At 60.8% G+C, this 14,223-nt stretch carries 12 protein-coding genes; 10 read left to right on the top strand and 2 right to left on the bottom strand.

Annotation, left to right across the window (positions count from 1 at the left end; genetic code table 11):
- Nucleotides 1–90 precede the first annotated feature (90 nt).
- Together HMPREF2879_RS09105 and HMPREF2879_RS09100 are read right to left on the bottom strand one after the other, a co-directional pair.
- Entirely contained in the window at nucleotides 91–717 is a 627-nt protein-coding gene (locus HMPREF2879_RS09105) for an isochorismatase family protein (RefSeq protein WP_070635423.1), read from the bottom strand.
- Nucleotides 718–790: 73 nt separating this feature from the next.
- Nucleotides 791–2,089: a nicotinate phosphoribosyltransferase gene (locus HMPREF2879_RS09100; RefSeq protein WP_070635421.1), complete on the bottom strand. Its 1,299-nt coding sequence runs from the start codon at nucleotides 2,087–2,089 to the stop codon at nucleotides 791–793.
- A 229-nt stretch (nucleotides 2,090–2,318) separates the two neighbouring features.
- Here HMPREF2879_RS09100 and clpS point away from each other — a divergent pair, with 229 nt between their 5' ends.
- From clpS to cydB, 10 genes are all read left to right on the top strand, one after another.
- Nucleotides 2,319–2,639, top strand: a complete 321-nt coding sequence (gene clpS / locus HMPREF2879_RS09095; RefSeq protein WP_070635419.1) for an ATP-dependent Clp protease adapter ClpS — start codon at nucleotides 2,319–2,321, stop codon at nucleotides 2,637–2,639.
- Nucleotides 2,639–3,259, top strand: a complete 621-nt coding sequence (locus HMPREF2879_RS09090) for a DUF2017 domain-containing protein (protein WP_070593486.1) — start codon at nucleotides 2,639–2,641, stop codon at nucleotides 3,257–3,259. The genes clpS and HMPREF2879_RS09090 overlap by 1 nt, the downstream gene beginning before the upstream one ends.
- Before the next feature lie 154 nt (nucleotides 3,260–3,413).
- The gene (gene murI, locus HMPREF2879_RS09085; protein ID WP_070604655.1) at nucleotides 3,414–4,466 is read left to right on the top strand and encodes a glutamate racemase; all 1,053 of its coding nucleotides are present in this window, start codon (nucleotides 3,414–3,416) and stop codon (nucleotides 4,464–4,466) included.
- The gene (locus HMPREF2879_RS09080; protein ID WP_049350312.1) at nucleotides 4,457–5,350 is read left to right on the top strand and encodes an MBL fold metallo-hydrolase; all 894 of its coding nucleotides are present in this window, start codon (nucleotides 4,457–4,459) and stop codon (nucleotides 5,348–5,350) included. Before murI ends, HMPREF2879_RS09080 begins: the two co-directional genes overlap by 10 nt.
- Before the next feature lie 142 nt (nucleotides 5,351–5,492).
- On the top strand, nucleotides 5,493–6,224 hold the full coding sequence (gene rph, locus HMPREF2879_RS09075; protein WP_005506419.1) for a ribonuclease PH: 732 nt from the start codon (nucleotides 5,493–5,495) through the stop codon (nucleotides 6,222–6,224).
- Nucleotides 6,225–6,262: 38 nt separating this feature from the next.
- Entirely contained in the window at nucleotides 6,263–6,919 is a 657-nt protein-coding gene (locus HMPREF2879_RS09070) for a non-canonical purine NTP pyrophosphatase (RefSeq protein WP_070635417.1), read from the top strand.
- Between the two features lie 319 nt (nucleotides 6,920–7,238).
- Nucleotides 7,239–8,468 carry an RDD family protein gene (locus tag HMPREF2879_RS09065; protein WP_070635414.1) on the top strand — a complete coding sequence of 410 codons (1,230 nt, stop codon included), beginning with the start codon at nucleotides 7,239–7,241 and terminating at the stop codon, nucleotides 8,466–8,468.
- A gap of 333 nt (nucleotides 8,469–8,801) precedes the next feature.
- Nucleotides 8,802–10,904, top strand: a complete 2,103-nt coding sequence (locus HMPREF2879_RS09060) for a DNA gyrase/topoisomerase IV subunit B (protein WP_070635412.1) — start codon at nucleotides 8,802–8,804, stop codon at nucleotides 10,902–10,904.
- A 521-nt stretch (nucleotides 10,905–11,425) separates the two neighbouring features.
- Nucleotides 11,426–12,997: a cytochrome ubiquinol oxidase subunit I gene (locus HMPREF2879_RS09055; protein ID WP_049343116.1), complete on the top strand. Its 1,572-nt coding sequence runs from the start codon at nucleotides 11,426–11,428 to the stop codon at nucleotides 12,995–12,997.
- A gap of 21 nt (nucleotides 12,998–13,018) precedes the next feature.
- Complete coding sequence (gene cydB, locus HMPREF2879_RS09050) at nucleotides 13,019–14,089, top strand: cytochrome d ubiquinol oxidase subunit II (protein ID WP_049343115.1); 1,071 nt, start codon at nucleotides 13,019–13,021, stop codon at nucleotides 14,087–14,089.
- Nucleotides 14,090–14,223 lie beyond the last annotated feature (134 nt).

Raw genomic sequence — 14,223 nt, 5'->3', positions numbered from 1 at the left:
GGGAGCCTGGGATAGTACATCCCAGGCTCCCCGCTTCTGTATCTTCAACGCCCGCCTGAAATGGCGAGTCATCGGCAGAGCTAGTGGAGGTTAGAGAACCTCAACCACCTCGACGCCCTCATCTTCAAGCTCGGCAACCACGTCGTCGAGCTTGTCCTCGTGCACGGGCGCGGTCAGGTCAAGCAGCACGCGAGTCTCGTAGCCTGCATCGACCGCATCGCGAGCGGTTGCCGACACACAATAATCGGTGGCGATACCGACAACATCGACGAACTCGATACCGCGCTCATCCAGCCACTCCGACAGGGGAGTCTGCGGGCCGTCCTCAGACGCATCCGCACCGGGCTCGTGCTCGCCGGTTGCGACCTCATCCTCGGGGGCCAGAAGACCCTCGAAACCCGAGTACGCTGCCTCGAAGCGGCCCTTACGGAAGTACGCCTCAATGTAGTCGGTGTCCAGGTTCTCGTGAATCTGCGCACCCTTGCTCTTAGCCACGCAATGCACCGGCCAAGAGTCAACGTAGTCGGGAGTATCGGAGAAGTGCGAACCCGGATCAACGTGCCAGTCCTGGGTGGCAACAATCGCGTCGTAGCGGTGGTGGTTGTTCTCCACGTATTCGCTAATCAGCGCGGCAACGTCCGCACCGCGCTCGGTGGCGAGGGTGCCGCCGGCGCAGAAATCGTTCTGCACATCAACAATAATCAGTGCCTTAGACATGTCTGTCCTTTACAAGTAGGAGTGAGTTTTCACTCTGATTCGCCAGGTGAAAACAGTATCTCAGAAGGGTGGTTTAGATGAACTCGGTAGGAATGATTGGCTCACCCTCCGAGAGGCGGCGGGCAGCTTCCGGAAGCTCAGCCAGGGAGGCTGCGTGGCGGGCGGTTGCGCGGCGCACGCCTTCCTCACCGGTGAAGCCGGGCAGCAGCTCGCCGTTGCGGACGAAGTCCACCATGAGCGGGCGGGTATCCTCGAGCAGGCTCGGGTCCTCGTGGGTGCCCAGAACCTCGGCGGTGGCGATACCCATGCCGTTGAGGCGGCGAGCCGCACGCTTGGCGCCACCGATGGACGCCTTGCCAGCCGACGCCTTAGCGACCGGCTGCATTTCACCGGCAGAGTTTTCACGCTCAACAACCTTGTACACCATGGAGGAAGTCGGCGCACCGGAACCGGTGACCAGCTTAGTGCCCACGCCGTAGGAATCCACGGGTGCTGCCGCCAGGGATGCGATAGCGTACTCGTCCAGGTCGCTGGTGACGGTGATCTTGGTGTGGGTGTTGCCGAGCGAGTCGAGCAGTTCACGCACACGTGCCGCGGTAGCGACCAGGTCGCCGGAGTCCAGGCGCACGCCGCCGAGCTCTTCGCCGGCGAGTTCCACGCCGAGGCGGACCGCGTCGTCCACGTTGTAGGTGTCGACGAGCAGGGTGGTGCGGGCACCGAGGGAACGTAGCTGCGCCTCGAACGCTTCACGCTCGCTGTCGTGCAGCAGGGTGAACGCGTGGGCGCTGGTGCCGATGGTGTGCAGGCCGTAGCGCAGGCCAGCCTCCAGGTTGGAGGTGCCCGCGAAGCCGGCAATCACGGCGGCGCGTGCGGCGGAGACGGCGGCGCGTTCGTGGGCGCGGCGCGAACCCATTTCGAGGCAGGGGCGGTTGCCAGCGGCTGCGCTCATGCGGGAGGCGGCGCTCGCCACGGCGGAGTCAAAGTTCAGGATGGACAGCAGGTAGGTTTCGAGGACGCATGCTTCGGCGAAGGTGCCTTCGACCTGCATGACGGGGGAGTGGGGGAAGAACGCTTCGCCTTCTGCGTAGCCGCGGATGTTGCCGCTGAAGGTGAAGGATTCGAGGTAGGAAAGGGTTTCTTTGTTGACGATGTTGCGGGAGGCGAGGAAGGAGAGTTCTTCGTCGTTGAAGCGGAAGTCTGCGAGGCCTTCGAGGAATCGGCCGGTGCCTGCGAGGATGCCGTAGCGGCGGCCTGCGGGCAGGCGGCGGGTGAAGACTTCGAAGGTGCACTTACGGTTGGCTGCGCCGGAGGCGAGTGCCGCCTGGAGCATGGTCAGTTCATAGTGATCGGTGAGAAGAGAGGTAGTAGCCATGTGTTTATTGTAGTGGGGGATTAGGGTATTTTTCTTCTTAAACCGGCGTGTCAATCACTACATAAAGTATTCTTGACTCTAAGTACTGTAGTATGACAAATTACCAGCACTCTGCACAGATACAACACACGATAAACACCGGCACAACGCAGAACGAACACAGGGGCCACACAGGGGCAACACATACCCGCCCGTATAATCAAAGGGAACCGGCCGCAAAGGAAAACCAATGAACACTACCGCCGTGATCCTCTCCACCGGAACCCTCGAGGACACCGACCTCGACACCGCCCTGGAGAACATCCTCGCCGCAGACACCCCCTGGAAAGTCATAGTCTGGAACGACCCCGTCAACCTCATGACCTACGTGTCCTACGTCTTCCGCAGCCACTTTGGCTACTCCCGCGCCCGCGCAGAAGAGCTCATGCTGCAGGTACACAACAACGGCAAGGCAATCGTCTTCACCGGCTCGCGCGAAGACGCCGAAAAACACACCCAGGCAATGCACGCCTGGGGTCTGCTGGCAACCTTCGAGAAAGTAGAAAACTAATGGCACGGCCCTTCCGCCGCACCCCCGGAGGCTACACCGCCTCCTTCGAACCCGCCGAACGTGACCTGATTCGCGAACTCGCCGAAGACGTTCGCGCGCTACTGCGCCCGGCAGATACCACCGCCGACGGCGGCACCGTCGACCCGTTGGAGGCGCTGGTCGGCATCACCGAAAACCCCACCATCCCCGCCGACAGTGCCGTAGCACGCCTGCTACCCGCCGCAAGCAGCGACGACGAGGCCGCCACCGAATACCGCCGCTACACCGAACGCGACCTGCGCGAAACCAAACGCGCGAACCTCGCCATGCTCGCCTTCGACATTGAATCCAGCGACCTGCGGCTGAACGAAGAACACGCCCGCGCCTGGGCTGCCGCGCTCGGCGATATTCGCCTGGTGCTCGCCGACCGCCTCTACATTGTGGACGAAGACACCGCAGAAGATATTGCGGCGTTCACCGACCCTTCCGAGATCGAGACCCAAGAAGAGTACATGGCTGTGGTGTACAACTTTGTCTCCTGGGTTCAGGACTCGCTCATGCTCGCCATGCTCGACGGGCTGGACGACGAAGAAGAGGAAAAGTCCGGCGGAGTATTTGGCGGGGCAAACGAGCAAGAATAGAACGAATTTTTCAAATTCCCCCTCAAACTATCGTCATATACAACCACATAATGGTGGTTCTCGACTCATCTAACCGCTCAACGGACTAAAAGGGTAACCTTAGCGAGTTAGCATAGAACGTGGTACCCGACCGATAACGAAGTGTAGGTGACACATGAGTGACAGCATCGACGCAACAAATCCCTACCGTGCCCGCACCCCCTGGGGTAGCCCCGCGCCCGCAGGCCCCACCGCCGCGGCACCCATCGGCGTCTTCGACTCCGGCGTTGGCGGACTCACCGTGGCACGCGCCATCATGGACCAGCTGCCTCACGAACGCATCATCTACGTCGGCGACACCGCCCACGGCCCCTACGGCCCCCTCAAAATCGCAGAAGTACGCGCCAATGCCCTGCGCATCATGGACGAACTCGTCGACTCCGGCGTGAAAATGCTCGTCATCGCCTGCAACACCGCCTCCGCAGCGGTGCTCCGCGACGCCCGCGAACGCTACACCCGCCAGTACGGCATCCCCGTCATCGAGGTGATTCAGCCCGCCGCCCGCCGTGCGCTCGCCGCAACCCGTAACCGCAAGATCGGCGTGATTGCGACGGAGGCGACCGTCACCTCCCGCGCCTACGAGGACACTTTTGCGATTACCCCGAACCTTGAGGTGCACTCGGTGGCGTGCCCGCGCTTCGTGGAGTTCGTGGAGAAGGGCATTACCTCCGGTCCCGAGCTGCTGGAGACCGCCCGCGAGTACCTGCAGCCGCTCAAGGACGCTGGCGTGGACACCCTCGTGCTCGGCTGTACCCACTATCCGCTGCTGGCCGGCGTGATTTCCTACATTATGGGTGAGGACGTTACCCTGGTTTCCTCCGCGGATGAGACCGCGAAGGACGTGTACCGCGAACTGCTCAACCACGCCATTGAAAGCCCGGTCCCCGAGGAAAACCCGCACCACGAATTCCTCGCCACCGGCGAAACTGAGACGTTCTCGCAGCTGGCACGCCGCTTCCTCGGCCCCGAGGTCACCAACGTGCGCCACACCAGCTCCGTGGCGGAACGCTACCCGACCGGCTCGCTGGCGGCACTTACCCCCGAGATGCTCGCGGCACACCGCAGCATCACCCTCGACGAATCGGCAGATCCTGCAGAGGCAGCACACACTGTCGCGGGCACCGAATTTTCCGGCACCACCCCTAAGGACGACACCTCATGCGTCTAACCGTTATCGGTTGCACGGGCTCCTTTCCCGGCCCCGTCTCACCGGCTAGTTGCTACATGCTCACCGCCACGGACTTCGCGGGTCGAACCTGGCGCATCATCATGGACATGGGCAACGGCTCCCTCGGCATGCTCCAGCGCCATATCGACCTGAGCGATATCGACGCGATTCTGATTTCGCACCTGCACCCGGACCACTGCATCGACCTGTCCGGTCTGCACGTGGCAGTCAAGTGGGATCCGCGCGGCTGGCCCAAGGGTCGCATTCCGCTGTACGGTCCCGCCGCGATTAACGAGTACCTTTCGGCAACTCACGGCCTGGACCCGGAGCCGGGCATGAGCACCGAGTTTGACTACCACACCTGGACTGAGGGCGAGCCCGTGCAGATTGGTCCCTTCCGCGTGGAGCCGTTCCGCGTGGTTCACCCCTCGAAGGACCCGTACGCGCTGCGCATCACCTGCAACGACCGCGAGGGCCACACCGTGTTCTCGTACTCGGGCGATACCGACCTGTGCGAGGGCCTGGTCAAGGCTGCGCGCGGTGCTGACTTGTTCCTCTGCGAGGCGGCATACCAGGAGGGGCGCGACGACGCCCTGCGCGGTATTCACCTGACCGGCAAGCGCGCCGGCGAAGCCGCCACGGAGGCGGGCGTGCGTAACCTGCTGCTGACCCACCTGCCCGTGTGGAACGACCCGGACATCGCTCGCGCGGAGGCGCGCAGTGCTTTCTCTGGCCCGGTCGGCATTGCCGAAATGGCGGCAAGTTACCGCATCTACCCGCGCCCGACGGAGGCTCACCCGGTCACGTCCACCCTGAACGTGGTGGAGGTGCTTGATCCGCCGCTGAACACCGCGATTGCGCTGCCCAAGCCTGAGCTAGATTAGGCGAAGCCCGAGCTGGACTAGGCTAAACCCGACCTGGGCTAAAACAAACTGGACTAGTGCAAACTGCGCTCAGCCCCGCCCACTTTTTGACATAGATTCAACAGACAGACACAGACCCCGCAGACAGATTCAAGGAGAACCCATGACTGCAACCCGCGAAGACGGCCGCGCCCTCAACGAACTGCGCCCCATCACCATTACCCGCGGCTGGTCCCGCAACGCTGAGGGTTCCGCCCTCATCGAGTTCGGCAACACCCGCGTGCTGTGCACCGCATCCTTCACCGAGGGCGTGCCGCGCTGGCTCAAGGGCGAAGGTAAGGGCTGGGTGACCGCCGAGTACGCGATGCTGCCGCGCGCCACCAACACCCGTTCTTCTCGCGAGTCGCTGAAGGGCCGCGTGGGCGGCCGCACCCACGAGATTTCTCGCCTGATTGGTCGCTCCCTGCGTGCGGTCATCAACATGGACGAACTGGGTGAGAACACCATCGTGCTCGACTGTGACGTTCTGCAGGCTGACGGCGGCACCCGCACCGCTTCTATTACCGGCGCGTACGTGGCGCTGGCAGACGCTATTTCTTGGGCGAAGGAGCAGAAGATTCTGCCCGCTAAGGCGAACCCGCTGATCGATTCGGTGTCCGCAATTTCGGTGGGCATTATTGACGGCACCCCCATGCTGGACCTGCCCTACACCGAAGACGTTCGCGCCGAGACCGACATGAACGTGGTCGTCACCGGCAGCGGCAAGTTCGTTGAGGTTCAGGGCACCGCCGAGGGCGCGCCTTTCGACCGCGACGAGCTCAACAGCCTGCTCGACCTGGCGCTGGAAGGCACCGCTGAGCTGGCTCAGATTCAGCGTGAAGCACTGGCACACTAACCCGTCCCAGTAACTAGTTCCGTCGACAAGGAGAAACTATGGCAGACGCAAAGATTGTTCTGGCAAGCCACAATAAGGGCAAGCTCAAGGAACTGCGCGAAATTCTGCGCGGACGCATTGACGGCCTGGACGTTGACACCCAGGTGGTTGACGCCTCCAGCGTGAACGCACCCGACGTTCCCGAGACCGGCGTGACCTTCGCTGAGAACTCCCTGCTGAAGGCGCGCGCTGTTGCCGAGGCAACCGGCCTAATCGCTATTGCTGACGATTCCGGCCTGTCGGTGGATGTGCTCAACGGCGCTCCCGGTATTTTCTCGGCGCGCTGGGCGGGTCGCCACGGCGATGACACCGCGAACCTGAACCTGCTGCTGGCTCAGCTGAGCGATATTTCTGCCGAGCACCGCGGCGCGAAGTTCTGCTGTGCGGCCTCGGTTGCCTCCCCGAACGGTTTTGAGGCGGTCGAGTACGGCGAGCTGCCCGGTGAGCTGCTGACCGCACCGGCGGGGGAGGGTGGCTTCGGCTACGACCCGATTCTGCGCCCCGTGGAACTGAACGGTGAGAAAGCCCTGTACGAGGGGCAGTACGCTGGCAAGTCTTGCGCTGAGATTCCCGCCGAGATTAAGAACTCGATTAGCCACCGTGCGCGTGCTTTTGAGGCGCTAATTCCTCAGATTGCTACTGCGCTGACCTCCTAAAACCGCTGTCTAAAACCTCTGTCTAAAACCGTCGCTGAGGCGCCAGAGCATACTCGCTGTGCCGCTCTGTTGGGTGAAAACGCGGGGTTGGGTACGATTTTTTCGTGCATCCCCCTAAAATCCCCCACAGGGATACCAATTAAAGGCACAATAGTGTGAGAAGCTTTACCTCAAGGTTAGTGACACCAAAGAAACTCGTCTGCTGAAGGTATCTTCGGCAGGCGAGTTTTGCTATTGAAGAGCCTTTCAGCGAGGCATCTGCTCGACGCTTGCTGTCACCGACCGCGGTAGAAAAACCTGCAGCGAAAGAGACACACCGATGCTCATCCTTCTTCTGCTGATGGCACTCGTCCTTGCCGCCGGATGCTGGGCGTACTCCTACGTGTGGCGCGGCCTGAACCGCCGCGTCATTGCCGCCGTGAAGGTGGTCGATCCGATGATTACGCTCGGCCCGTACGTCATGGCTGCGTGGGTGGCGTTCATGGCTCTAATCGCCACGAATATCTGGGCGACCGGAACCCTGCACACTGTGCTGACGATTATCTTCTGCGTGGTTGCCGCAGGGTGCCTCGGCTGGGCTGGATTCTGGCTACTCATGCACTGCCTGGGCGGGCAGACCCCGGGCAAACGCCCGATGTGGTGGCGCGAGGCGGTTGCCGCGAAGTTCGCCTGGCGTAACCTCTCGCGCATGCCCGCCTACCTGGGTGCTCGCACCAGCATCCTGCCGGTGGAGAACCCGCACCTGACCAAGCCGTATTCGGGGTCGTGGACTCGCCCGCTCGGTGCGACCATGCCCGGGTACAGCTCCAACGGTGAGTTTATTGAGGGCTTTGACGAGTTCGGTCGCAAGATGCCGCATATCTACCCTGTAGGCCCTGAACCGACCATTTTTGAGATGGCGCGCTGGGGTAAATCGGTCAGCTCCGATCAGCTGCTGACGACCTTCCTGCCGACGGCTCCGTTTGAGCGTCTGCGTCTGCCCGGCACCATGACGGGCCCCTTCACCTTTGCGGGGGAGGTGCCGCACGGTGCGGTGACGAAGTGGCCTCGCCGCAGCGGCGCGAACCGCGCCTTTGGCTCCTACGCTCGTCTGGGTGAAATCACCGAACGTAAGGTGGAGTTGCTGGTCGACCACCGCATCATTGCGGCACTGCAGACCACCCGCGAAAGCTACGAACGCCGACACAGCTGGATGCTCGCCTTCACTGATATTGCAGACGGCGACTTCACGATGGACGCCGACGAGAACGGCAACCTGCGCATCACCTTCGGCATGATCACCGAGGGTTACGAGACTCCGTGGGTCTTCACCAGCACTCTGAAAGACAGCCCGCGCCTGCGCCGCAAGGTACGCCACGCCATGAGGGAACGCCGCGTCCTCAAGCAGAGCAGCGGCGAGTTGATGGACTGGTACTTCGTGCCAAAGCTCAGCGAATTCCCGCACGGCCCGGTCACGAATGAGCTTCCCGAAGAGTTTTACTTCAAGTCCAATATCATGGTCACGAACCGTCACGAGAGCTCCTCACGCGCCTCGGGTGAAGCTCACTAGGGCAGTGCCACTGCTATGAGGCGCCCAGGGCGGACACCTCAGAAGCGACCCCTAAAAATTCAGACATCCACAGATACTCACACGCCGGCTGCTACTCCATAGGGGAGTGGCAGCCGGTGCTTTTCTGCTGTTTCATTCTCTCGGCAGCGTCTAATAACGGTACAGAGAGCCTCATGACGGCGCAGGCAGAAGCGGGCAACAAGCCACGATAGAATAGAAACTTAGAGCACTATGAGCGCAAGCCCGGGGCATTTTTTCTCCCTTCCGCAAGCTTGCCGTGCTGAATACACAGTCATCACTTGCACACAGTCATCACTTGCCGAAAGGATTCCCGTGGCGTCTTCGAACTACACCGCCCGTCACCTCTCCGTGCTGGAAGGTCTGGAAGCTGTACGCAAACGCCCGGGCATGTACATTGGCTCCACCGACTCTCGCGGCCTGATGCACTGCCTCTGGGAGATTATCGACAACTCGGTGGATGAGGCGCTCGCCGGTTTCGGCCAGTCCATCCAGGTCATTCTGTACCGTGACGGTTCGGTTGAGGTGCGCGATGATGGCCGCGGTATCCCCACCGACATTGAGCCGCGCACCGGCCTGTCCGGTGTCGAGGTCGTATTCACCAAGCTACACGCCGGCGGTAAGTTTGGCGGCGGCTCCTATAACGCGTCCGGTGGTTTGCACGGTGTGGGCGCTTCCGTGGTGAACGCGCTGTCTTCCCGTCTGGACGTGCAGGTGGACCGTGGCTCGAAGACCTACCAGATGTCCTTCCGCCACGGCATTCCCGGATTCTTCGAGTCCGGCCGCACCCCCAAGCCCGAAGATCCGTTCACTCCCGCAACCGAGGGCACTGACGCCCTGCAGATTGTGGGTCGCGCTAAGCGTGGCGTGACCGGCACCCGTGTGCGCTATTGGGCTGACCCGCAGATTTTCACCCCCGACGCTAAGTTCAGCTACGAGGACTTGGCTGCTCGTGCGCGCCAGACCGCGTTCCTCATTCCGGGTCTGCGTATTTGCATCCGTGATGAGCGCCGACTGCCCGGCACCCCCGGCGAGCTGGAACCCCACGAGGAAGTTTTCCAGTACGACGGCGGCATTAGCGAGTTCGTCGAGTTTCTGGCGCACGATGAGCGGATTACCGACACCTGGCGTTTTAGCGGCAGCGGTTCTTTCACCGAGACCGTGCCGGTGCTGGGTGAGGATGGCCGCTCGCAGCTGACCGATGTGGAGCGCGATTGTGAAGTGGACGTTGCGCTGCGCTGGGGTATTGGCTATGAGACGACAGTCCGCAGCTTCGTGAATATTATTGCCACCCCCAAGGGCGGTACTCACACGACCGGTTTTGAGCAGGGCCTGCTGCGCGTGATGCGCAAGCACCTTGCCGATAACGCCCGCAAGTACAAGGTGGGTAACGACAAGATCGAGAAGGACGACGTACTCGCCGGCTTGACCGCCGTGCTGACCGTGCGTCTTGCCGAGCCGCAGTTTGAGGGTCAGACCAAGGAGATTCTGGGTACTCCCGCGGTTCGTCAGATCGTGTCGAAGGTCGTGGGTGATGCGCTGAAGGCGCGCCTGGAGTCGACCGCGCGTGCTGAGAAGGCTCAGGCGACCGCTCTGTGCGAGAAGGTCGTCTCTGAGATGAAGACCCGCGTCTCGGCGCGCATCCACAAGGAAACTCAGCGCCGTAAGACCGCGCTGGAGTCTTCGTCCATGCCCACTAAGCTGGTGGATTGCCGTTCGACCAATGTTGAGCATTCTGAGCTGTTCATTGTGGAGGGTGACTCGGCGCTGGGTACTGCGCGTCTGGCGCGTTCTTCCTCGTACCAGGCCCTGCTGCCGATTCGCGGTAAGATCCTGAACACTCAGCGTGCCTCGGTGACCGATGTGCTCGCGAACGCCGAGTGTGCGGCGCTGATTCAGGTGATTGGTGCCGGTTCGGGTCGTACTTTTGACCTGGAGTCTGCTCGCTACGGCAAGGTCATTATGATGACCGATGCGGACGTGGACGGCGCCCACATCCGTACCCTGCTGCTGACCCTGTTCTACCGTTACATGCGTCCGCTGATTGAGGCGGGTCGCGTGTACGCCGCGGTTCCGCCCCTGCACCGCGTGGAGGTGGTGCGCCGCGGTAAGCCGAACGAGATGGTGTACACCTACTCCGAGAAGCAGCTGCACGAGCTGCTGGATTCTCTGCGGGAGCAGGGCGTGACCTACAAGGAACCGATTCAGCGTTACAAGGGTCTGGGTGAGATGGACGCCGACCAGCTGGCCGAGACCACGATGGATCCGCGCCACCGCATGCTGCGCCGCATCCGCATCGAGGATGCTGAGGCTGCCGAGCGCGCCTTCTCGCTGCTGATGGGTTCCGAGGTGGCTCCGCGTAAGGAGTTCATTATCGCCGGCGCGCATCAGCTGGATACCGAGAACATCGATATGTAGCGGTTCTTCCCGTGTGTGTTTGCGTGTGTATTTTCTTGCGAGACTCGTGGAAAACATGCTGACGATTTGTCATAAAGTGGGAATTTTCTATGATTATTGTCACAATAGATTTCACCACGGCGCAAAAAATCAGTATTTTTGATGCAAATTTAATGAATCGGCACTGAATAACTATTGTGTCAGTTTCGATAAATCCGTCACCAAAATCTTGCAGACATCGCAATTTACTGCAAGGTTTGAGGGAGGGGTTGGAAAAGGCTTCCGTACTCCGGATGGTGACAGGCTGTTTCTAAACCGTCTCACCTCGGTATTTGCTGATAACGTGCGATGAACCTTTATCGAAACGTCAAACATTTAACGCCCAGTCGGCACACAGGTGCCTCACAGCCTTCAAAGAAAAACCTGTACCGTAGATGGGTGAGAGACACTGTGTCAGTAACTCTCGCACTCCCTTCACTGACGGGGGAGTGCCCGATTCTGGCGCACGCGCATATCAGTACACACATAGTAAGGACCTATCAATGGATCCCCTTGATTTTGGTAGGTGGCAGTTCGGTATCACCACCGTCTACCACTTCTTCATGGTTCCGCTGACCCTGGGTCTGGGCCTTGTAGTGACCTACCTGTACATTTGCTACGTTCGTACCAAGAAGGACGAATACAAGCGAATGACGAAGTTCTGGGGCAAGCTGTACCTCATTAACTTCGCCATGGGTGTGGCCACCGGTCTGGTTCAGGAGTTCCAGTTCGGTATGGCATGGAGTGAATACTCCCGCTTCGTGGGCGACGTCTTCGGCGCCCCGCTGGCTATGGAAGGCCTCTTCGCGTTCTTCGTCGAGTCGACCTTCCTGGGCCTGTGGATCTTCGGCTGGGATCGCCTCAAGCCCGCAGTCCACGCCTTCTCGCTGTTCATGGCTGTTCTTGGCTCCTGGATTTCCGCCTTCTTCATCCTGGTGGCAAACTCCTGGATGCAGCACCCCGTCGGCGCAGAAATGATTGACGGTCGTCCCCGTATGACCGACATCGGCGCCGTGCTGATGAACCCCACCGCATGGGTCACCTTCCCGCACGTCATCACCGCATCCATTCAGGTTGCCGGTGGCTTCCTGGTCGGTATCGCCTGGTACAAGCTGTGGCGCCGCCGCAAGGACGGCATTGACAAGGTCGTTGACGGCAAGGTTGTCGTTGGTGAGTCCGACAAGGGCGCACGCGACAAGAAGGACTTCCAGGTTTGGCTCAAGTCCCTGCGCCTGGGCGCAGTGGTGGGCCTCATCGGCTTCGCTGGTGTTGGCGCATCCGGCCACATGCAGGCACAGATGATGATTCACGAGCAGCCCATGAAGATGGCTGCCGCCGAGGCCGCCTGCCACGACGGTACCTCCTTCTCCGTGCTGACCGTTGGTGAGCTTGGCGCTCAGAGCTGCGACAAGATTCACACCATCATCGAGGTTCCCGGCGTGCTGTCCTTCCTGGCACACGACAACTTCAACACCCCGGTGAAGGGTATCCAGACCCTGGTTCCCGAGTACGAAGCTAAGTACGGCACCAACCTGCCCGATAACCCGCTCTACGGTGAGCGTGCAGGTCAGAAGATTGATTACCTGCCCTCCCTCGAGGTCTCCTACTGGGGCTTCCGCGGCATGATCGGTCTGGGCGCAGTCGTCGTTCCCTTCTACCTCTACGCACTGTGGGTTACCCGTAAGAAGGGCGTGGGCACCGTCCCCGAGTCCAAGCTGCTCAAGAACGTTGCCGTCTGGTCCATCCTGGCTCCCTTCTTCGCAATTGCACTGGGCTGGATCTTCACCGAAATGGGCCGTCAGCCCTTCGTGGTTGTCCCCAACCTTGAGGGCGATCCCGCAATCCGCCTGTACACCGCAGCAGCTATCTCCCCGGGTGTTTCCGGTGAAGAAATCCTCTTCTCCCTGCTCACCCTGGGCCTGCTCTACGGCGTGCTGATGGTGGTTGAGGTTTACCTGCTCATCAAGTACGTCAAGGCCGGTGTGGTTGCTGCAATGCCCGAGCTGGTTCAGTCGCACCACGAGGACGAGTCCAACGACAAGTCCAAGCGCGACGTGCTGGAGTTCGCCTACTAGGCGGGTAAGGATTGATTCACCATGAACTTTGATTTCAATATCTTTGCCGGTCAGCCTGGCCTGCCCACCCTCTGGTTTGTTGCCATTGGCGTCTTCCTCATCATGTACATGATCCTGGACGGTTTTGACCTGGGTGTCGGTATGCTGATGGGTTCCAAGTTCGCAAAGAACGAGAAGGAACGCCGTCTGCTGCTGAACATCATCGGCCCCGTCTGGGACGGTAACGAGGTGTGGATTGTGTCCGGTGGTGCTGCTATCTTCGCGGCATTCCCCATCTGGTACGCAGCCCTCTTCTCGGCTCTGTACATCCCCCTGACCCTCGCGCTGGTCTTCCTGATTCTGCGCGTGGTCGCAATTGAATACCGCGGTAAGAAGAACGACGAGAAGTGGATCCGTAACTGGAACATCGCTCTGTCCGTCTCCTCCTTCTTCATCGCTCTGCTCGTGGGCGCGCTGCTGGGCCTGACCTCCATGGGTCTGCCCATCAACGAGAACGGTGACCGCGTTGGCGGTGCCTTCGCCTGGATTTCTCTGCCCGTCCTGCTGGGCGGCCTGGGCTTCGTGGGCTTCGCTCTGGTTCAGGGTCTTGCCTTCGTCGCTCTGAAGACCGACGGCGATATCCGCGACCGTGCCCGCAACACCCTGGTGCGCTGGGCTCCCGTCCTGCTGCTGCCGATCGTCGCATGGGTTCTGACCCTGGACTTCACCAGCGGTAACGGCATCTCCTGGCTGTGCACCATCCTGGCTGTTGTTGCCGTTCTGATTGCTTGGGTCTCCGCTAAGGGCGGCCGCGAGGGTCGCGCTTTCGCCGGCCTGTCCGTGTTCGTCGCACTGGGCGCACTGGCAATCTTCACCGCAATGTACCCGAACGTGCTGCCCTCCACCCTGGACCCGGCATACTCGCTCACCATTGCGAACGCATCCAGCTCCGAGTACACCCTGGGCGTTATGACCTTCGTGACCTGCCTTGGTCTGCCGGTCGTGTTCGTCTACCAGGCTTGGACCTACTGGGTCTTCCGTAAGCGTCTGCACGTGGATCACATCCCCGAGGCTCACGACGCTACCGAACTGGCTGAACTGCCGACCAAGTAGCATGTAGCTGATTGAAAATCCCCCGGATTTCTCTTGCGAGAAGTTCGGGGGATTTTTTGTATTTGCGGGGAGAACACGGATCCAAGGTAGGTGAGAAGAGAATTCATAAAAATTTTTGGTGCACACCCCCCCCC

The sequence above is a fragment of the Rothia sp. HMSC069C04 genome (assembly GCF_001812895.1).
GTDB lineage: Bacteria > Actinomycetota > Actinomycetes > Actinomycetales > Micrococcaceae > Rothia.
The sequence above is the reverse complement of the archived record's forward strand: the minus strand, read 5'-3'. Positions and strand labels throughout refer to the sequence as shown.